The organism is Micromonospora sp. NPDC048986 (assembly GCF_040649335.1).
GTDB classification, from domain to species: Bacteria; Actinomycetota; Actinomycetes; order Mycobacteriales; family Micromonosporaceae; genus Micromonospora; species Micromonospora alfalfae.
Genome location: NZ_JBEZFJ010000002.1, coordinates 300,643 through 320,370, shown reverse-complemented (window position 1 = coordinate 320,370; position 19,728 = coordinate 300,643). Strand labels below are relative to the sequence as shown.

20 protein-coding genes are annotated in these 19,728 nt (G+C 70.6%); 10 read left to right on the top strand and 10 right to left on the bottom strand.

Annotated features, from left to right (window positions below; genetic code table 11):
* Positions 1-80 precede the first annotated feature (80 nt).
* Genes AB0B94_RS06475 through AB0B94_RS06455 form a run of 5 tightly spaced genes read right to left on the bottom strand, consistent with a single transcriptional unit; the run spans position 81 to position 5,214 of the window.
* The gene (locus AB0B94_RS06475) at positions 81-761 is read right to left on the bottom strand and encodes an ATP-binding cassette domain-containing protein (protein ID WP_357269144.1); all 681 of its coding nucleotides are present in this window, start codon (positions 759-761) and stop codon (positions 81-83) included.
* A complete protein-coding gene (locus AB0B94_RS06470) occupies positions 758-1,762 on the bottom strand; it encodes an ABC transporter ATP-binding protein (RefSeq protein WP_357269141.1) in 1,005 nt (334 codons plus the stop codon). The genes AB0B94_RS06475 and AB0B94_RS06470 overlap by 4 nt, the downstream gene beginning before the upstream one ends.
* Complete coding sequence (locus AB0B94_RS06465) at positions 1,759-2,643, bottom strand: ABC transporter permease (RefSeq protein WP_357269137.1); 885 nt, start codon at positions 2,641-2,643, stop codon at positions 1,759-1,761. The genes AB0B94_RS06470 and AB0B94_RS06465 overlap by 4 nt, the downstream gene beginning before the upstream one ends.
* The gene (locus AB0B94_RS06460; RefSeq protein ID WP_357269134.1) at positions 2,636-3,655 is read right to left on the bottom strand and encodes an ABC transporter permease; all 1,020 of its coding nucleotides are present in this window, start codon (positions 3,653-3,655) and stop codon (positions 2,636-2,638) included. Before AB0B94_RS06460 ends, AB0B94_RS06465 begins: the two co-directional genes overlap by 8 nt.
* Entirely contained in the window at positions 3,625-5,214 is a 1,590-nt protein-coding gene (locus tag AB0B94_RS06455) for an ABC transporter substrate-binding protein (RefSeq protein WP_357269883.1), read from the bottom strand. Before AB0B94_RS06455 ends, AB0B94_RS06460 begins: the two co-directional genes overlap by 31 nt.
* 188 nt (positions 5,215-5,402) lie before the next feature.
* Between AB0B94_RS06455 and AB0B94_RS06450 the strand changes: the two genes are divergently transcribed.
* A complete protein-coding gene (locus AB0B94_RS06450; RefSeq protein WP_357269132.1) occupies positions 5,403-5,918 on the top strand; it encodes a signal peptidase II in 516 nt (171 codons plus the stop codon).
* On the opposite strand, the gene AB0B94_RS06445 is transcribed toward AB0B94_RS06450, so the two are convergent.
* From AB0B94_RS06445 to AB0B94_RS06430, 4 genes are read right to left on the bottom strand one after another with little or no spacing between them, the layout of a single operon-like run.
* Positions 5,907-6,539 carry an LUD domain-containing protein gene (locus tag AB0B94_RS06445; RefSeq protein ID WP_357269129.1) on the bottom strand — a complete coding sequence of 211 codons (633 nt, stop codon included), beginning with the start codon at positions 6,537-6,539 and terminating at the stop codon, positions 5,907-5,909. The genes AB0B94_RS06450 and AB0B94_RS06445 overlap by 12 nt on opposite strands.
* On the bottom strand, positions 6,536-7,981 hold the full coding sequence (locus tag AB0B94_RS06440; RefSeq protein WP_357269126.1) for a LutB/LldF family L-lactate oxidation iron-sulfur protein: 1,446 nt from the start codon (positions 7,979-7,981) through the stop codon (positions 6,536-6,538). Before AB0B94_RS06440 ends, AB0B94_RS06445 begins: the two co-directional genes overlap by 4 nt.
* Positions 7,978-8,688, bottom strand: coding sequence for a (Fe-S)-binding protein (locus tag AB0B94_RS06435; RefSeq protein ID WP_357269124.1), 711 nt, complete (start codon positions 8,686-8,688; stop codon positions 7,978-7,980). Before AB0B94_RS06435 ends, AB0B94_RS06440 begins: the two co-directional genes overlap by 4 nt.
* Positions 8,689-8,716: 28 nt before the next feature.
* Entirely contained in the window at positions 8,717-9,436 is a 720-nt protein-coding gene (locus AB0B94_RS06430; protein ID WP_357269121.1) for a GntR family transcriptional regulator, read from the bottom strand.
* A 112-nt stretch (positions 9,437-9,548) separates the two neighbouring features.
* On the opposite strand from AB0B94_RS06430, the gene AB0B94_RS06425 reads away from it, so the two are divergent.
* The 6 genes from AB0B94_RS06425 to AB0B94_RS06400 all read left to right on the top strand — a co-directional run bounded on the left by AB0B94_RS06425 (position 9,549) and on the right by AB0B94_RS06400 (position 15,574).
* Positions 9,549-10,388: a fumarylacetoacetate hydrolase family protein gene (locus AB0B94_RS06425; protein WP_357269118.1), complete on the top strand. Its 840-nt coding sequence runs from the start codon at positions 9,549-9,551 to the stop codon at positions 10,386-10,388.
* The gene (locus AB0B94_RS06420; protein WP_357269114.1) at positions 10,388-11,176 is read left to right on the top strand and encodes an SDR family oxidoreductase; all 789 of its coding nucleotides are present in this window, start codon (positions 10,388-10,390) and stop codon (positions 11,174-11,176) included. Before AB0B94_RS06425 ends, AB0B94_RS06420 begins: the two co-directional genes overlap by 1 nt.
* Positions 11,177-11,188: 12 nt before the next feature.
* Complete coding sequence (locus AB0B94_RS06415; RefSeq protein ID WP_357269111.1) at positions 11,189-12,097, top strand: hypothetical protein; 909 nt, start codon at positions 11,189-11,191, stop codon at positions 12,095-12,097.
* Between the two features lie 161 nt (positions 12,098-12,258).
* Positions 12,259-13,257, top strand: a complete 999-nt coding sequence (locus AB0B94_RS06410; protein WP_357269108.1) for an RNA polymerase subunit sigma-70 — start codon at positions 12,259-12,261, stop codon at positions 13,255-13,257.
* A 4-nt stretch (positions 13,258-13,261) separates the two neighbouring features.
* A complete protein-coding gene (locus AB0B94_RS06405) occupies positions 13,262-14,002 on the top strand; it encodes a DUF6069 family protein (RefSeq protein ID WP_357269105.1) in 741 nt (246 codons plus the stop codon).
* Positions 14,003-14,248: 246 nt separating this feature from the next.
* Complete coding sequence (locus AB0B94_RS06400; RefSeq protein ID WP_357269102.1) at positions 14,249-15,574, top strand: carbohydrate-binding domain-containing protein; 1,326 nt, start codon at positions 14,249-14,251, stop codon at positions 15,572-15,574.
* Between the two features lie 116 nt (positions 15,575-15,690).
* On the opposite strand, the gene AB0B94_RS06395 is transcribed toward AB0B94_RS06400, so the two are convergent.
* Entirely contained in the window at positions 15,691-16,464 is a 774-nt protein-coding gene (locus AB0B94_RS06395) for an FCD domain-containing protein (protein WP_357269099.1), read from the bottom strand.
* Between the two features lie 183 nt (positions 16,465-16,647).
* Here AB0B94_RS06395 and AB0B94_RS06390 point away from each other — a divergent pair, with 183 nt between their 5' ends.
* The 3 genes from AB0B94_RS06390 (at position 16,648) to AB0B94_RS06380 (ending at position 19,724) form a co-directional block, all read left to right on the top strand.
* A complete protein-coding gene (locus tag AB0B94_RS06390; protein WP_357269097.1) occupies positions 16,648-17,886 on the top strand; it encodes a sugar ABC transporter substrate-binding protein in 1,239 nt (412 codons plus the stop codon).
* Between the two features lie 75 nt (positions 17,887-17,961).
* Positions 17,962-18,912: a sugar ABC transporter permease gene (locus AB0B94_RS06385; RefSeq protein WP_357269093.1), complete on the top strand. Its 951-nt coding sequence runs from the start codon at positions 17,962-17,964 to the stop codon at positions 18,910-18,912.
* The gene (locus tag AB0B94_RS06380; RefSeq protein ID WP_357269090.1) at positions 18,909-19,724 is read left to right on the top strand and encodes a carbohydrate ABC transporter permease; all 816 of its coding nucleotides are present in this window, start codon (positions 18,909-18,911) and stop codon (positions 19,722-19,724) included. Before AB0B94_RS06385 ends, AB0B94_RS06380 begins: the two co-directional genes overlap by 4 nt.
* The last annotated feature ends 4 nt before the right edge of the window (positions 19,725-19,728 follow it).

Here is a 19,728-nt window from a genome sequence, read left to right as displayed (position 1 = left end):
TGCCGCGCCCGAGTGGCGGAGGCGGACCTCCGATGCCGATCGCCCGTTGCCCCGGCATTCGCACCGCACGGCACCGAGGTTCAGGACCGTGCCCCCGCTGTGCTGGCGAGGTCGACGATGCGGTCGCTCCAGCGGGCCAGCAGGGTCTGGTCGTGGGTGATGACCAGAACCCCGGCCTGCTGGGTCCGCTGGTAGTCGCGGATGACGGCGGCGACGTGCGCCTGGGTTGAGGCGTCGAGCATCGCGGTGGCCTCGTCGCAGAGCAGATAGTCGGGGCGGTGTACGAGGGCGCGGGCGAGGCAGGCGCGTTGTAGTTGCCCGTCGGACACCGCGTGGGGACGCCGGCTGCGCAGATCCGCTGTGAGGCCGACGAGGTCGGCGAGTTCGGTCACCCGTTCCCGGACCGCCGACTCGGGCGTCCGGGTGGCGCGCAGCGGTTCGGCGATCAGGTCGGTGAGGCTCAGTCGAGGATCAGCGGCGGCGCGCGGGCTCTGGAAGAGGGCGGCGACGCGGGTCCGTAGGGCGACCGGCACTGCGTACCGGACGGCGTCGACAGCGGTGCCGTCGATGCTGACCTGGCCCTGATCGGGGCGGTGCAGCAGGGCCAGGACCCGGACCAGTGTGGACTTTCCGCAGCCGGACGGCCCGCGCAGTCCGACCGTCTCTCCCCGGCCGATCCGCAGTGTGACGCCGTCGAGGACGACCTGGCGGCCGTAGGAGACGCTCACCTCGTCGGCGAGCAGGTGTTGCGCGCTGGTCACGTGGTGGCTCCGGAGGGGATCGGGTAGTGGCAGGCCACAGTGCCGCCAACGGTGACCGGCGTCGACAGTGGTCGATGCGCGCAGGTGTCGGTGCGGCGTGGGCAGCGGGGCGCGAACGCGCAGCCGGGGGGCAGCGCGGTGAGCATCGGCGGGTCACCCGGCACCGGCCGGAAGGCCCGGTCCGGCAGGGCGTCGAGCAGCGCCGAGGCGTACGGGTGGGTCGGCGCGGTGAAGAGGTGGTCGGTGTCGCGGTGTTCCACGATGCGACTGGCGTACATCACTGCGACGGTGTCGGCGACCCGGCGTGCGGCGGCCAGGTCGTGCGTGATGAGCACGACTGCCGCGCCGTTGTCGCAGCGACGGCGCAGCAGGTCGAGGGTGTGGTCCACCAGCGGCCGGTCCAGCCCGGTGGTGGGCTCGTCGGCGATGAGCAGCGACGGGTCGGGTGCCAGCGCGAGCGCGGTGACCAGACGCTGAGCCATGCCACCGGACAGCTCATGGGGGTAGCGGTCCAGGTCCGCCGGGTCGAGCCCGACATCGACAGCGAGGCGGTCGGCGTCGGCGCGGTCGCGGCCGTGCGCCCGCAGCGTCTCGGCGAGCAGCCGCCGCCCGGTGCGGACCGGGTTCAGGGCGGTGGCGGGGCTCTGCGGGACCAGTCCGACCCGGCGTCCGCGTACCTTTCGGGCCAGCTGGCGTTGGCCGCAGGTGAGCAGGTCGACCGGGTCGGCGCCGGGGTGGTGCAGCACGGCGTGACCGGTGGTCGTGGCGTTGCCGGGCAGGAGGCCGAGCAGGGCGTGGGCCAGGACGGACTTGCCGCAGCCGGACTCGCCGACGACGGCCAGCAGTTCGCCGGGCCGCACGGTGAGGCTGAGGTCGCTGACGGCACGCACTGTCGTGTCGCGGAGCCGGAACTCGACGCCCAGAGCGTCCACGGTGAGCAGCGGCTGACCCGCGACGGCGCGCGGCGACGCCGGGGCCGGAACGGACTCGGTGGTGGTCACAGGTGCAGCTCCGCTCGGACCCGGGGATCGAGGCGGTCACGCCAGCGGGCGGCGAGGACCGCGATGGCGAGGGTGACGACGACGATGACAGCGCCCGGTGCCAGGCTGGCCCACCAGGCGCCGGTCAGCAGCGACCCCTGACCGTCGTTGATCATGTTGCCCAGCGAGGCGAGGTGTGGTGGCAGGCCGAGGCCGAGGAACGACAGGGCGGTCTCGTGCCACACCGCGTGCGGGATCATCAGGGTGGTCGCGAGGGCCAGCCGGGGCAGGACGTGCGGCAGCAGGTGCCGGGTGAGGACCCGGAGCCGGCCGGCTCCGCCGCTGATGGCGGCGTCGACGAACGGCCGGGTCCGCAGGCTCAACAACTCGGACCGGACGATGCGGGCGGTGGAGAGCCAGTGGGTGAGCCCGACGGAGGCGATCACGGCACCGAGGCTGGGACGCAGCATGGCGACGATGAAGATGCCCAGCAGCAGGTGCGGCATCGCGGCGATGGTGTCCACGATCCGCATCAGGATCCGGTCGACCCGGCCGCCGAGCGTACCGGCGATCCCGCCCACCACGCCGCCGAGGACTGTGGCGACGAGCGCGGCGACCGCGCCGACGAGCAGCGAGACCCGCAGTCCGTAGACGGCGCGGTGCGCCACGTCGCGGCCCAGGTCGTCAGTGCCGGCGAGGTGGGTCCAGGACGGCGCCAACCGGGTCTGGTCCAGTGCGACAGCGCTCTGGTCCAGCGGCCAGACGAGCGGAGCGAGCAGCGGGCCGGCGACGGCCACCAGCAGGACCAGACCGGCGATGATGACACCGGTCTGGCCGGGTCGCAGCCGCAGCCGGGACCGGGCCACCCGGAGCAGCGGCGGTCGGGCAGCGAGGTCAGCCATCGAGTCGTACCCTCGGGTCGGCGGCGGCGTAGGCGAGGTCGGTCGCGAGGTTCGCGGCCAGCACCACCGCGGTGGTGACCAGCGTGATCGCCGCCAGCAGCGGAAAGTCGCTGCCCAGCGCGGCGGCGACAGTGACGGCGCCGAGACCCGGCAGCGAGAAGACCGTCTCGACCAGCACCGCCCCGCCGACAAGTTCGGGCAGGTGGGTGCCGACCAGGGTGAGGAACGGCAGCAGCGCGGTCCGCAGCGCGTGTCCGAACAGCACCGTCCGACCGGGCAACCCGCGGGCCCGCGCCGCGAGCACGTGGTCGTCGCGCATGCTGTCCGCGACAGCGTCCCGGACGAACAGCACGAACCACGGCGCCTGCGACACGGCCAACACCCCGACCGGCAGGATCAGATGGTGGGCCACATCGGACCGGGACGTGCTGGTCGCTGTGACGTCGGTGAGCCCGCCCGCCGGTAACCAGCCCAGGGCCAGCGCGAACACGGCGATCGCGGCCAGGCCCAGCCAGAAGACCGGCATCGACTGCACCGCGTACGCGGCAGCCCGCAACGCGCGGTCGAACACACCACCGCGCCGGTACGCCGCCAGCGCGCCCAGCAGCAGGCTCGCGACCATGACCAGGGCGAGGGCCACACCGATCAGGAGCAGCGTCCAGCCGGCCCGGGCGGCGAGTACCGAGGCGACCGGTTCGTGGCGGCTGGTCGACCAACCCAGGTCGCCCTGGACCAGGTTGCTGATCCAACGCAGGTACTGCACCGGCAGGGGATCGTCGACGCCCCAGTTCGCGCGCAGTTGGGCCAGGTTCTCCTCGCTGGCGGTGAAGGCCGCAGCGCCCGCGTACTGCTTCGCCGGGTCGACCGGCGAGGCGGCACCGAGGGCGAACATCCCTACGCTGGTCGCGGCGAGCACCGGCACGGCGACCAGGAGCCGACGCCGGACGACCGCGCCGGCCCCGGCCAGTCGGCCGGAGCGGGTCACGACCGCGTCCAGGTGTCGATGTTCCACCAGAGGCTGTTCGCCACCCCGTGCTCGTGCGCCTCGACCCGCGCCGCCACACCCTGGACCGAGGACTTCAGCACGTAGGTGTGCCGCAGGTAGGTGAGGAACAGCCACGGTACGTCGGCGGCCAACTGCTTCTGGAACTGCGCGTACGCGGCCTTGCGACGGGCGGGGTCGATCTGGTCCCGGCCCTCCTGTAGGGCCCGGTCGGCGACGTCGGAGCGGTACGAGCCGGGGTTGAAGTAGCCCTGCCCCGCAAACGTCGAGCCGAACAGCTTGTACGAGACGAAGTCCGGGTCGTACGGCGTGCCGTAGCCCATCAGCAGGGCGTCGGACTTCATCCGCGGGTCGATGGCGTCCCAGGTGAGCCCCGCGGGGGTGACCTCGATGCCGACCTTCTTCGCGTCGGCGGTGACGGCGAGGGCCAGGTCCTTGCGCAGCGTGTCGCTCGCCGGGTACATCAGCGTGAACCGGGCCGCTCGGCCGTCCTTGGCGCGTACCCCGCCGGGGCCGGGGGTCCAGCCGGCCGCGTCGAGCAGCGCTCCGGCTGAGGTCGGGTCGGCGGTGGGTTTGCCGATGATCGACGGGTCGGCGAACTCGGAGGTCGGCGGGATCGGCCCGAACGCCGGCTCGCCGGCGCCACCGAGGAGCCCGGTCACCATCGCGGCCCGGTCGACGGCCAGGTTGAGCGCCCGGCGGATCGCCGGGTCGGCGAGGACCGGGTTGCCCGTCGGCAGCATCACGCCGCGGTAGTCGGCGGTCGGCACCCGCTGCACCCGGTACGTGGTGTCGGCGTCGAAACCGGTGGCCAGCTTCGGCGGCAGTTCGGCGGCGTCGAACTCGCCGGCGCGCATCCGCTGGGCGCGGACGTTGTCGTCGGCGACGAACGCGACCACCACCCGGTTGTTCTTCGGCCGGCCACCGAAGTAGCGCTCGTTGGCGGTGAGCACCAGGCGGTCGCCCGGCGTCCAGGAGTCGACCCGGTACGGCCCGGTCCCGATCGGCTTGCGGTTGAACAGTGCGGTGTTGATGTCCCGCCCGCTGAGCAGCTTCGCCGGCACGATGCCGAGGGTGAGCCGCTGCAGGAACGGCGCGTACGGGTAGCGCAGCCGGAACACGACGGTGGCCGCGTCGGGCGCGGTCACCGACTCCACCATGTCCAGGTCGGAGCGGAGCGTCGAGTCGACGCTCGGATCCAGCACGGCCTGGTACGTGAAGACGACGTCCTGGGCGGTCAGCGGGGTGCCGTCGTGGAACTGCACGCCGTCGCGCAGCTTCGCGGTCACTGTGCGGCCGTCGGGTGACAGCTGCGGCAACGCCGTGGACAGGCCGGCGACGAGGCGGTTGTCGTCGTCGCGGCTGACGAGGCCGTCGAAGATCAGTGAGGCGCCGTCGACGCCGTAGTTGAGCACCGGGTTCAACGCGTCCGGCTCGTCGGAGGTGGCGACGACCAGCGTGGTGCCGCCGGATGAGCCGTCGGGGTTGGCCGGGGCCGAACATCCGGCGAGGACGAGCATCCCCGCCGCCGCGGTCGACGCCGTGAGGCGTCGGAAGGTCGGACGCATCCGGGTCACAGAGGGCTCCTGTGGTGTGGGGAGGAATCGTTTGTCGGGTGGGCGCGACGCCGACCCCGTTGATCATCACGGTGACACAGTTGCCAGTCTTTGGCAATTACCAACTGTGTGCATCTTCTGGTTGATCGGGAACCATTCGTCGGTGGTGACGGTCATCGGCGACCGGCTAGGGTTCCGGAATGTTCCGCGCCGTCGTGTTGATCGCTGCTGTGGTGCTCGCCGCGGATCAGCTCACCAAGTACTGGGCCGAGTCCGCGCTCTCCGGCGGGCAGACCATCAGCGTCCTCGGTGACCTGCTGCAACTGCGACTCCTGTACAACCCGGGCGCCGCCTTCTCGATCGGGTCCGCGTACACCTGGATCTTCGCGGTGGTCGCGGCGGCGGCGGTGGTCGCGGTGACGGTCGTGGCGTGGCGGGTCACGTCACGCGCCTGGGCGGCGGCGTTGGGCCTGGTGCTCGGCGGCGCGGCGACACACCTGCTGGACCGCCTCTTCCGGGAGCCGGGGTTCGCCCGCGGGCACGTGGTGGACTTCATCGACTACGCCGGGTTCTTCGTCGGCAACGTCGCCGACATCGCCCTGGTGGTCGGCGTGGGCATCGTCATGCTGCTCAACGTGCGCGGCATTCCGCTGCGCGCGACCGCCACCCCCGACGAGAGCCGCAGCGACGAGCAGCGGTCCTCGTCAGACGCCTGAGCCGCCCGCTCTGACGACTTCCTCATCCGGACTGATCAGGACGACCTCCAGCCGGCGCGGGCCGTGCACTCCCTCCACCCGGTTGAGTTCGATGTCGCTCGTCGCGGACGGGCCGGAGATCCAGGTCAGCGGGGCGCGCGGGTCCAGTCGGGTGAGCGCCTCCGGCAGCAGACCGACGACCTGGTCGGTGCGGACGACGCAGATGTGCCGGTCGGGCACCAGGGTGAGCGCGCGCCGCCCCTGCGCCGCGCCGGCGTCCAGGATGATGGTGCCCGTGTCGGCGACCACGACGGCGCAGCCGGTCAGGACCGCGTCCAGGTCGTCGAGCGCTGCCGGTGACAGTGGGGGCGCGTCGCGGTGCACCTCTCCGGCGTAACCTTCCAGCCAGTTCGCGGGGACGTCAGTGGGGACGGCGAGCCGGTCGACATCGCCGAGCAGTCGGGGTAGGGCGTCGATGCCCCTGTGGACGACGGCCCGGTAGTCCTCCAGGCGGTCGACCAGGGTTTCGATCACGTCGGAGCGGTGGTCGACCCGGCGGTACCCGCGGGGCACCTGCACCGGCGGCGGGCTGTCGGCCAGCGCGGTCCGGAGCCGCGCCAGGATCTCGTCACGGGCGCTCACTGCTTTCCCCACCATTCCCTGAAGGTCTGCGGCGCGGGCAGCGGCAGGTCGCGCGACCGGGTCCACGCCGAGGCGGGCCAGGGCAGTCGCCGCAGCGTTCGAGCGCCGGTGCGCCGCTCACGGTACGCCCCGAGCGGCCCCGCGCCGGCCCGAGCCAGGCGCAGGGCGGCGGCCCACCGTCGGGGGCTGCGCATCACCCAGGACAGCACGCGCATGGCGGCCCGTTCGACGGGCGGGTGCGGTGCCTGCTGGCGGAGATGAACCAGGATCTCCGGGATGTTGATCTTTACGGGACAGACGTCGTAGCAGGCGCCGCAGAGGGTAGACGCGTACGGCAACGAGGCATTGTCGGCCACACCGGTCAGCTGCGGCGACAGGATCGCCCCGATCGGCCCCGGATACACCGAGCCGTACGCGTGCCCGCCGGCCCGTTCGTACACCGGGCAGACGTTGAGGCACGCGGAGCAGCGGATGCACGACAACGCCGGCCGCCCGACCGGGTCGGCGAGCACCGCGGACCGGCCATTGTCGACGAGCACGATGTGCACGTCCTGCGGGCCGTCGCCGGGGGTGACGCCGGTCCACATCGAGGTGTACGGGTTCATCCGCTCGCCGGTCGAGGATCGCGGCAGCAGTTGCAGGAAGACCTCCAGGTCGGTGAAGGTCGGCAGCAGCTTCTCGACGCCGACGACGCTGATCAGCGTCTCGGGGAGGGTGAGGCACATGCGGCCGTTGCCCTCGGATTCCACCACCACGAGTGTGCCGGTGTCGGCGACGGCGAAGTTCGCGCCGGAGACGGCGACCCGGGCCGAGAGGAAGCGCCGTCGCAGGTGGGCGCGGGCCGCCTCGGCCAGCGCGGCCGGTTCGTCGCTCAGGTCGGCCGGCGCGTCGGCCATGCGACGTTGGAAGATCTCCCGGATCTGGGCCCGGTTGTAGTGGATCGCCGGCACCAGGATGTGCGAGGGGGTGTCGTCGCCGAGCTGCACGATCAGTTCCGCCAGGTCGGTCTCGTACGCGGCGATCCCGGCGGCCTCCAGCGCCTCGTTGAGCTCGATCTCCTGGGTCGCCATCGACTTGACCTTCACGACCTCGTCGGCCCCGGCGGCCTTGGTCAGGGCGACGACGATCCGGCACGCCTCGGCGGCGTCGCGGGCCCAGTGCACTGTGGCGCCGGCAGCGGTGGCGGACGCCTCGAACTGCTCCAGCAACTCGGGCAGGCGACGTTGGACCTCCGCCTTGATCGCCGAGCCGGCGGCGCGCAGGGCCTCCCAGTCGGGTACCTCGTCGACGACCCGTGCTCGCTTGGCCCGGATGGTGCGGGTGGCCCGGTGCAGGTTGGCCCGGAGTTGCGTGTCGGCGACGGCCGGCTTGGCGGCGGTGGGGAACGGCAGCGGGGTGCGGATCCGCCCGCCCCCGGTGGCGGGTGCGACCGGATGGTTCATGAGAGGGCTCCCGTCTCGGCGAGAATCTCGGCGTAGTGCACGGCCCGTACGCCCGAGCGGTGGCGGTCGAGGCCGCCGCCGATGTGCGCCAGGCAGGAGTTGTCGGCAGCGGCGAGCACCCGCGCGCCGGTGTCGCGGACCCGGGCGCACTTGTCGGTGAGCATCGCTGTGGAGACGTCCGGGTTCTTCAGTGCGAACGTGCCGCCGAAACCGCAGCACTCCTCGGCGTCGACCAGCTCGACCAGCTTGATCCCGCGCACCTGGCGCAGCAGGGTCAGCGGCCGGTCGCCGAGGCGCAACATGCGCAGGCCGTGGCAGGTCGGGTGGTAGGTGACCGTCTCCGGGAACTCCGCGCCGACGTCGGTGACGCCGAGAACGTCGACGAGCAACTCGGACAGCTCGTACGTGCGGGCGGCCACCGAGGTGGCGGGCGGGTGCAGGCGCGGGTACTGGTCGCGGATCATCGCGGTGCACGACCCGGACGGCGCGACGATGGCGTCGTAGGAGTCGAAGACGTCGACGTAGTTACGCACCATCGGCATGGCCTCGGCCCGGTAACCAGTGTTGGCGTGCATCTGCCCGCAGCAGGTCTGCTCGGCGGGGAAGTCGACTGTGTGGCCGAGTCGCCGCAGGATGCGGGTGACCGCGATGCCGGTGGCCGGGAACGCGAGGTCGTTGACGCAGGTGATGAAGAGGGCGATCCGCACGGCGGCTCCTCGGATGGGTGGGGGTGGGTCACGCCGAGTCGCGCGGTCTCGCGGGGACGGGGACCTGGTCGAAGGCAGGCAGGTGACGCTCCCGGGCGGCGCTGAGGTGGGCGCGCATCGCCCCGGTGGCGGCCGCCGCGTCACCGGCGACGATGGCGGCGGCGATGCGCTGGTGCTCGGTGTTGGTGTCGGCCGCGCCGGCGACCGGGAAGTACAGCCGGTGCAGGTGCAGGTGTGAGTGCAGCCGCGTGACGGTGTCGCGCAGCAGCGGGCTGCCGCAGACCTCGGCGATCAGGTCGTGAAATCTCGCGTCCAGCGCGGTGAACGCGGCGTGTCGGCGGTAGCCGTCGCCGGCCTCCACGTCGATGCTCGCCGCCGCCTCGGCGCTGATCCGTTCGCGGGCCTCGGCGGAGGCGTGGGTGGCGGCCCGCCCGGCGGTGGCGCCCTCCAGCAGTTGACGCACGTCGAACAGGTCGTCGAACTCGGCACGGCTCAGCAGCGGCGTGGTGGTGTAGCCGGAGAGTGGGCGTTTCCGGACCAGGCCGTCGGCCTCCAGCCGAGCGAGGGCCTCGCGGACCGGGGTGGGGGAGACGTCCAGCTCCCGGGCCAGCGCGTCGATGTTGACCCGCTCGCCGGGGGGAAGGATGTGGTCCATGACCAGCGTCTTTATCGACTCGTAGACGTCCTCGGCGAGGGTGAGTCGACGGGCGGGACGAAGTCGACCCTCGCGAGGTTCCTGCTGGGCCATCTCGTCTCCTCAGCAAGCCCTTGACTGTGCCGGTGTGAGCGAGTACACACGAGCCAAGCAACATCCTATAGGAAATTGGGTCCTTTGCGACCCATGCGCTGGAGGTCGGTTCGTGAGATTCATGCGCGTCGGGCCCGTGGGGCGGGAACGCCCGGTGCTGTACGTCGACGGGCGGCACTTCGACCTCTCGTCGCTCACCGTCGACATCGACGGCGAGTTCCTTGCCGGCGACGGCGTCCGGCGGGCCCGCGAGGCCACCGACCTGCCCGAGATCGACGTCGCCGGTCAGCGGGTCGGCGCGCCGATCGCCCGGCCGGGGGTGGTGCTCTGCGTGGGGCAGAACTACGCGGCGCACGCCGCCGAGTCCGGTGCCGCGCCACCGACCGACCCGATCATCTTCTACAAGGCGCCCAACACTGTCGTCGGCCCGTACGACGAGGTTCTGATCCCGCGCGGATCGACCAAGACCGACTGGGAGGTGGAGCTGGCGGTGGTGATCGGCCGACCAACCCGCTACCTCGCCTCGCCGGCCGACGCCCTCGGGCACATCGCCGGGTACGTGCTGTCCAACGACGTCTCCGAGCGGGACTTCCAGCTCGCGGTCGCCGGCGGCCAGTGGTCGAAGGGCAAGTCCTGCGAGACGTTCCAGCCGCTCGGCCCGTGGCTGGTCACCACCGACGAGATCGGCGACCCGCAGGCGCTGCGGCTGCGCTCCTGGGTCAACGGCGAGCCCCGCCAGGACTCCAGCACCAAGGACATGATCTTCGACGTGGCGCACCTGGTCTGGCACCTGTCCCAGTACACGGTCCTGGACCCGGGCGACGTCATCAACACGGGCACCCCGCAGGGAGTGGCACTCTCCGGTCGCTTTCCGTACCTGGCCGCCGGCGATGTGATGGAGGTCGAGATCGACGGCCTCGGTCGGCAGCGCAACACGCTCCGGGACGCCTGATGCGCTGCGACGGTCTCGTGGCGGTGGTGACCGGAGGTGGCTCGGGGATCGGCCTTGCCTGCGTGCGGGCGTTCGTCGCCGCCGGTGCCCGGGTGGGTGTGCTGGACCTGGAGCTGTCCGGTCTGCCGGAGGATCCCGGCGTCCTCGGCGTCCGGGCGGACGTGGCCGACCGGTCCTCTCTCAGCACGGCCGTCGCCTCGGTCGCGGAGGCATTCGGCGGCATCGACATCCTGGTGAACAACGCCGGCATCTCGGCCGTGGGCACTGTGGAGGACGACGACGACGAGCAGTGGAGCCGGGTGCTCGACGTCAACGTCTCCGGCGTGGCCCGAACGAGCGCCGTCGCCCTGCCGTACCTGCGTCGGTCGTCGTCCGCGGCGATCGTCAACATCTCCTCGATCGCGGCGACCGTCGGCCTGCCCCGACGCGCCCTGTACTCGGCGTCGAAGGGCGCTGTGCACGCCCTCACCCTCGCCATGGCCGCCGACCTGGTGACTGAGGGCGTCCGGGTCAACTGTGTGGCCCCCGGCACCGTGGACACTCCCTGGGTGGCCCGCCTGCTCGCCGGCGCGCCCGACCCGACGGCCGAGAAGCGGCAACTGGCGTCCCGGCAGCCGACCGGCCGCCTGGTGACAGCCGACGAGGTTGCTGCCGCCGTCGTCTACCTCGCCTCACCCGCGACCGGGTCGGTGACCGGTTCGTCGCTGCCGGTGGACGGCGGCATGTCCGGCCTGCGCCTGCCCGCCCGGGTTGCGCCCGCGGCCGGCACTGCCGAACCGGGCGCGTGACATGATTGCGGGATGGGGAAACAGCAGGACGTCGGCGCAGCCGACAGTCACAGCGGGTCCGGCACCACCGCCCACCGTCCGATCGGTGGCGGCGCTGACGCTCGGCTCGCCCTCGCGCAGGACCCCACAACGCCACAAATGACCCTTATCGACCTGGCGTCCGATCCGTCGGTCCTGGTCCGCAAGGCGGTTGCCTCTCGGGCCGACGCACCCGCGCAGGCCCTGCGACCGCTCACCCGCGACCATGATCGTCAGGTCCGGGAGGCAGTGGCGAGGAACCCCTCCACCTCGATCGCCAACCTCATGCGCCTGGTGAAGGACGCCGATCGGTGGGTCCGCTGGGCGGTCGCCGGCAACCCGGCCTGTGACGAGTCGATCCGCCAGGTCATGTCGCAGACCTCGGACAAGGAGCTTCGCGGTCTCCTCGCGGAGAGCCGTGACCTCGAGCCGGAGCTGGCCGCCAAGCTGATCGGCGACGTGTCACCCGAGGTACGGGAACGACTCGCCACGCACACCCACGACCCCGACGTGATCAACGCGCTGCTGGCCGATCGCACCGCACGCGTCCGCAAGGGGGTTGCCCGCAACCCGCGCACCACCGCCGAGCAGCGCAGCGCGCTCGCCGCGGACCCGGTGGTCGACGTCCGTGCCGCGCTGGTGCGGGCCGTCGAGCTGGACGAGGCGGACCTGACCCGCCTGGTCGACGACCGCGCGGTGCAGGTCCGACTGGCGATGGCGACGTCCGAGTTCGTCCCACCGCACATCCGGGAGGCGCTCGCCCGCGACGCCGACGAGATGGTGGCCAGCGCGGCACGGGACCACCGCCCGGGGTCGGGCAACGCCTCCGCCGTGCGGGCGCCCCGCATCGCGCACCGGCCCTCCGCCGGTGCGGGCCGATCGGGTGGCGGCACCGCCCGGTAGGACCGCCCCGCCCCGCCGCGCCGCCGCTGCAAGCGGCGGATGCACCAGCGAGCGTCATGACTCGCAGGTACTCACCATCTCGATCAGACCCGAGTGATGAGTTGTCGCGTCCGCGCCCGTCATACCTACGACAGGACATGACGAGGCGGAAGGATGACGTGATGAGTGCGGACACGCGGCTGGAGGAGCTGGGCGTGAGCGGTCTGGGCGAGGTCGACGAGCCGGCGTTCGTGGGGCTGGCGCAGCGGCACCGGCGGGAGCTGCACGTGCACTGCTACCGGATGCTCGGGTCGTTCGAGGACGCCGAGGACACAGTGCAGGAGACGTTCCTGCGAGCCTGGCGGCGACGGGAGACGTTCGAGGGGCGGTCGACGTTCCGGGCCTGGCTGTACCGGATCGCCACCAACGCCTGCCTGGACCTGCTCGCCAGGCGCCGCCCGGAACCGGCGACCGGCGGTGAGGTGCGGTGGTTGCAGCCCTACCCGGACCGGCTGCTCGACGAGCTGCCCGCAGCCGACGCGGACGAGCCGGAGACCGTCGCCGTCGCGCGGGAGACGATCGAGCTGGCGTACCTGGTAGCGGTCCAGCACCTCGCGCCGCGTCCGCGGGCCGTGCTGATCCTGCGCGACGTGCTGGGCTGGCCGGCGAAGGACGTCGCGGAGCTGCTCGGAGACTCGGTCAACTCGGTCAACAGCGCCCTGCAGCGGGCTCGCGCCGGCATGCGGGAGCACCTGCCCGCGGAGCGGCAGGACTGGACCGGTGGCGAGGAGGACGCCGGGACGCGCGAGCTGGTGCGCCGCTTCACCGACGCCAGCGTGGCCACGAACATCGACGCGCTCGCCACCATGCTGCGCGACGACGTCCGCTGCTCGATGCCGCCCACGCCGGGCCTGTACGTCGGCCGCGAAGCGGTGGTGCACAACTGGGTCGAGGATGGCTTCGATGGCATGACGGGTCTGCGCGCGGTCCCCACCTCGGTGAACCGCCAGCCCGCCGTCGCCTTCTACCACTGGCGGAAGCAGGACGGCGCGTACCTGCCGTTGACGATCGACGTGCTGCGCATCACCGGCGGCGCGATCACCGAGATCGTCACCTTCCACGACGACCAGTTCCCACGGCTCGGGTTGCCGGAGCGCCTGCCGGCGGACGGCACGGAGTAGTCCCGTGTGGACGCTCACGCTGCGCCGCGGCGCGCGTGCCGCGGTGGTCACGGCGGAGTGGTACGACGCGTTCGGTGTCGTCACCAGTGGGCGGGTGCAGCTGGAGTTGCGCGACGGCGAACCCGGGCCGGTCCTCGGCCGCGACGCCGGGTTCTGGCTGCGCGGCACCGGCGTCCGCGCGCTGCGCAACCCCGGCCGCCGCAGGGCGAGGGTGCGTGTCTTCACGCCCGGGGCCGTCACACGCCAGTCGACACATCCTGTACGCCGGCCTCATCATCAGGGAGACGACATGAACAGCACGAAGGACACCGGGACCGTCGCCGGCCCGACATCGGGTCGCCCCAGCTTCCCCCACCGACTCCGCTGGCTCATCGGCACCGGCGTGATTGCCACGCTCGCGGCGATGGTGACCACCACCGTCGCCGCCGCGCTGGCCCGGGCCGCCGGCGTCGACTTCGAGATCCCCGACGGCGGCGAGACGATTCCGTTGTCCGGGTTCGCCGTGGTGACCGGCTTCTTCTCGGTCGTGGGCGTCGTCATCGCCGTGGCTCTGCTCCGGTGGAGTGCTCGGCCCGCCGACCGGTTCGTCTGGACCGCCGTGGCGCTGACCGCGCTCTCGCTGGTCCCGGCTCCCATCTCGGGGGCGAACGCGGCCACCATCACCGCTCTGCTCGGGCTGCACCTCGTCGCCGCGGCGGTGATGATCCCCGTCCTGGCCCGGAGCCTCCGCACCCGGACCAATTGACGCCGACAGTCTCGATTGCGCGGGTGGGCGTCACTCCGGTGGCCGCCCGCCCGGCGACGATGGTGGTGCGCGTCTCGTCCGCACTGTCGGCCCGGAGAGTGCAACTCGGGGACGCAGGATGGTCGTGATGTATTCACATGTGTCGTCCCGATTCCTCCTAGGCTAGGAATGCCCAGCTTCTGGGCGTACGTCGTCAAGGGAGGATCAGCTGTGCGAATCAGGAGATCAGGGTCCACGATCGTCGCGATGGCAGTAGCGACCGTGGTCGTCATCGCGGGGGGAGTGTTCGCCGGCAGCACAGCGAGCGCCGCCGAGCCCTCCCCGTTCACCGTCGTGGAGGGTGCGATCCGTACGGCGACCGGCACCCCGGTGCCCGCGTCCGGCACGCACGCCTCGCTCTGGGGCAACTCCAGCTACGCCAGCACCAGCATCAGTGGCTCCGGTCGAGTGCTGATCGGGGCCATCGGCGACAACTGCCAGGGCTGGCCGACCGTCCGGGTGACTGTCGACGGCGTCAACGTCGGCCAGACCACAATCGTCAGCGCGACCAGCTACGGCACCTATCCGGTCGGCACGGCGGTCGGCGGCGGTCAGCACACAGTGCGGATCCAGTTCGTCAACGACTTCAGGGCCGACTCCTGCGACCGCAACGTTCATGTCGGGTACGCGCGGATGGAGACCGCGGGCAGCACCGACCCGAAGTTCAGCTTCGCCGTCCTGCCGGACACCCAGCAGGAGGTGCTCAACAGCTCGGACACCCGGTTCCTCAACCGCACGAACTGGTTGGTGCAGAACCGGTCGGCGCTGGACCTGCGCTTCGTGACCTCCTCCGGTGACGTGGTCAACTGGGACACCCCGGACCACGCGCAGTACGTCATCGCCCGTAACGCGATGCGACCGATCGAGAACGCGGCCATCCCGTACGCGCTGGCGCTCGGCAACCACGACACCCAGGCGACCGGCGTCGGCGGGTCGGCCCGCGACCCCGCCCGCACCCGCGAACTCATCCGCGACACCAGCGTGTTCAACCAGTACTTCACAGTCAGCCAGTACCGTGCGGTCCGGGGGCAGTTCGAAGCCGGCAAGGTCGACAACTCGTATTCGACCTTCACGGCCGGTGGCGTGCAGTGGATGGTGCTGACCCTGGAACTCTGGCCCCGGGTCGCGGCGTTGAACTGGGCCAGGAGCGTCGTCGCCGCCAACCCCCGGCACAACGTCATCGTGGTCACCCACGACTACATCGACGGCAACGGCGCCATCGAGCAGAGCGCCGGGTACGGCGCGACGAGCCCGCAGTACCTCTTCGACAACCTGGTCAAGCGGTACGCCAACATCCGGTTCGTCTTCTCCGGTCACACCGGCATCGCCGCCAACCGGGTCGACACCGGAGTCAACGGGAACAAGATCTATTCGTTCCTCCAGACGTTCCACTCCAACAGCACCAACCCGGTACGTCTGGTCGAGGTCGACACCGCCGCCAACTCGCTGCGGACCTGGATCTACGCGCCGTACACCAACCGGTCGTTCACCGAGTACGACAGGTCGTTCACGGGTATTGGCGTGGTCCGCTGAGGCGTGTCCAGTGGGCTCGGGCTGCGTGATCGACTTGGCTTCACTGATGTCGGGGTCTCCGGGGTGCTCCGATACCGCGACTTCCGGATAGCCGAGTCGATCATAGGGGCGCCTGGTCAGCGAGTGGTCGCCTCGCGGTCGGGCGCCCCGGTCTGCTCCCACAGCGACTTCATCTCGTCGAAGGCCTGCTCCATCAGCCGCACCATCGCCTGCCGGGCACGCTCCCCGTCGCGTCGCTGGATCGCCTGGGCGACGTCGGCGTGCATCTGGAGGGCCTGCTCATGCGGGTGGTGCGGCATGAGGTGGTGCTTGTGCCGGCCGGTGAGCACCTCCGCGACCAGCTCCTGGAGCCGGACGAACATCTCGTTGCCGGAGGCGAGCAGGACGCGCCGGTGAAACTCGATGTCGAGGTGCAGGAAGCGCTCCTCGTCGCCGGCCTCGCCGGCCGCCCACATCTTCGCCGCCAACCCGACGAGGTCGCTGGCCTCGTCCCGGCCGATCCGGCTGGCCGCCAGGTAGGCCGCGTGCGGCTCGACGGCGGTGCGCAGCTCGGTGATGGAGCGGAGCTGGGCCATCCGACCGGCCGAGGCGAGACGCCAGCGGATCACCTGCGGGTCGAAGACGTTCCACGCGCTCGCCGGCCGGATCATCACACCTACCCGGCGGCGCGCCTCGATGAATCCGATCGAGGCCAGCACCCGCAGCACCTCGCGGACGACCGAGCGGGACACGGCGTACCGATCGACCAGCTCGTCGATGTTGAGAACCGATCCGGGTGCCAGCTCGCCGCCGCAGATGGCGGTGCCGAGGTGGTCGAGGACGCGCGCGTGCAGCCCGGACTCGGCGGGGAGGGCCGGAGCGGCTGCAACCTCTGGTGAGGACGGTTCCACTCAAAGATCATATCATTTGCATCTACCTCTTGAGGTAATCAGCTTTTTCGGCCTAGCATCCGGTTGTTAAGCGGATGTAACGCCGAGGTAGCGGCTCTCACAAGGGCAGCGGCCACGACAGAAGGAGAGACAAGCGTGCGACGTCGATCGATAATCGGCACTTCTCTGGCTGTGGTCGCCGCCATGAGCCTGACCGCCTGTGGCGGCGACGGCGGCGGCGAGGGCTCGAAGACCCTCCGCGTGACACTGGTCAACCACGTGTGGACAGAGAACATCAAGAAGGTCTTGCCGGAGTTCGAGAAGCAGTCCGGGCTCACTGTCGAAGTCACCCAGCTCGGTGAGGACCAGCTCTCCGACCAGTACAACGTCAAGCTGAACGCCGGGTCCGACGACCTCGACGTGATGATGTACCGGCCCCTACAGGAGGGAAAGCTGTTCGGTAAGAACAAGTACCTCGCCGACCTGAGCGAGAAGGTCAAGTCCGACAGCGCCTTCGAGTTCGGTGACTTCCAGGCCGGGCCGCTACAGGCGACGACCTATGAGGACAAGGTCGTCGGGCTGCCGATCATCACCGAGCAGGAGGTCCTCTACTACCGCAAGGACCTGCTGACGAAGTCCGGCTTCACAGCGCCGCCCAAGACCCTCGACGAACTCAAGGCGCAGGCCGCGAAGATCGAGGCCGACAACCCGGGCGTCGCCGGCTTCGTCGCTCGTACCGGCAAGGCCGCAGCGGTCACACAGTTCTCCAGCTTCCTCTTCAGCTTCGGCGGCGACTTCGTGGACGCCAGCGGGAAGGCCACTGTCAACACCGAGCAGGCCAAGCAGGCGTACGCCTACTACGGCGGTCTTCTCAGGGACCACGGCCCGGAGAACATCAGCACCGACATGAGCTGGTCGGAGGCGATGGCGATCTTCACGCAGGGCAAGGCCGCCTTCTACACCGAGGCCAACTCGCTCTACAAGAACGCCACCGACCCGGCCAAGTCCAAGGTCGTCGACTCCGTCGGCTTCGCCGCGTTCCCGGCCGGCCCGGCCGGATCGAAGCCGTACAACATCCCGTCCTGGGCGCTCGGTGTGAACGACAGCTCGGAGAACAAGGACAACGCCTGGAAGTTCATCCAGTGGGCGGCCGGCAAGGAGCAGGCGCTGGCGCAGCAGACGGCCGGCGTACCCGGTGCCCGCACCTCGGTCTGGGCGAACCCGGCGGGTACCGCCTCCTACCCGAAGGACCTCGCCGAGGCCAACACGGTCAGCACCGCCAACGGGGTGGGTCACGACCGTCCGCTGGTGGTCAAGGTGGCCCAGGCGCGGGAGATCGTCGGCCAGCCGATCGTCGACGCGATCACCGGCAAGGACGCCGCCAGTTCGGCGGACACGGCGAACGCCGCGTTCCAGAAGTTCCTCGACGACGAGGCGAAGTAACCCACGCGCAGGGCGGCGGAGCCGACACGCTCCGCCGCCCCGCCGGGACCTGGCCCCCGAACCCGGAGACCCCTCATGTCAGCCGTCATCACCCCCCGCACCGACACGCCCGAGGCCCCTGCGGCGGCCCCGGAAGACTCCGCCTTGTCACGGTGGGCGAACGAACACCGCAAGTGGCTCTTCGCGGCACCCGCCATGGCGTTCGTCGCCGTGCTGATCATCTTTCCGGTGGCGTGGACCGGCTACCTGAGCCTGACCGACGCCGAGGGCTCGGTACGCGCCGAGTCCGAGTTCATCGGCTTCCAGAACTACCTCGACGTGCTCACCGACACCGACCGGTTCTGGCCGGCGGTGTGGCGTACGGTCCTCTTCACCGGCGTCGTGTTGTTCTTCGAGGTCGTCCTCGGCATGGCGATCGCCCTGCTGCTGTGGCGGCCCTTCCGCGGCGAGAAGTGGGTCCGCGTCGCGATCCTGCTGCCGCTGGTGGCCACTCCGGTGGCGGTCGGCATGATGTGGCGCCTGATCTTCGACCCCAACATCGGGATGGCGAACCAACTGCTCGGCTGGATCGGCATCGGCCCCCAACCCTGGCTGGCCGGGCAGCACTCGGCCCTGCCGACGACGATGTTCATCGACATCTGGCAGTGGACGCCGATGGTGGTGCTGATCCTGCTCGCCGGGCTCACCTCGCTCTCCGACGAACCCCAGGAGGCGGCCCGGATCGATGGCGCCAGCAGCTGGCAGCGGTTCCGGCACGTCACCCTCCCGCTGCTGATGCCCACGGTGATCGTCGCCATCCTGCTGCGCGGCATCGACGCGCTGAAAACGTTCGACATCCTCTATGCCACAAAGGGGCGCGGCGGCGGTTCCTTCCACGAGGTCGAGACCCTCAACGTCTACGCGTACGGCCTCAGCTTCGACTACAACGACTACGGCGTCTCGTCGACAGTCCTCATCATCTTCTTCCTGATCATCATCGGGGTGATGTGGGCCCTCACCTATCGCAAGAAGGGGCTGGGCCGATGAAGCCGAGCAAGCCGTACCTGGTGTTCCGCAACTCGGCCCTCGTCGTCGTGGTGTTCGCGCTGATGGCGCCCCTGCTGTGGATGATCGCCGCATCGTTCAAGACCAACGTGGACATCTACGACACGGCCAAGGCGTTCGTCTTCTCACCCAGTCTGAAGAACTACGAGACGGTTCTCCAGCAGGCGAACTACCTGGAGTTCATCGGCAACAGCCTCTGGGTGGCGTTCGCGGCCACCACGCTCTCGCTGGTGCTGGGGGTGCCCGCCGCGTACTCGATGAGCCGGTTCAGCATGAAGAAGTCCGCGCTCGTCGTGCTCATGGCCCGGGTCATCCCCGGCGTCTCGCTCCTGGTGCCCTGGTACTACGTCTTCTCGAACCTGAAGATGGTCGGCGGATTCACAGTGCTGATCCTGAGCCACATGTTCGTGTCGCTGCCGCTGATCGTCTACATCATGATGGGGTACTTCGACGGCCTGCCGGCCGAGTTGGAGGAGGCCGCGCTGGTCGACGGGCTGACCCACATCGGCGCGTTCCGACGGATCACACTGCCGCTGTCGGTGCCCGGCGTCGCGACCGCCGGCATCCTCTCCTTCATCTTCTCCTGGAACAACTTCATGTTCGCCCTGGTGCTCTCCGGCTCCGACACCAAGACCCTTCCCGTCGCGATCTTCGACTTCGTCGGCTACGCCAGCATCGACTGGGGCGGCCTGATGGCCGCCGCGACAGTGGTCACCCTGCCGATCATGCTGATCGCCCTGTTCGTGCAGAAGTACGTCGTCTCCGGCCTCACCGCCGGTGCCACGAAGGGCTGACCGG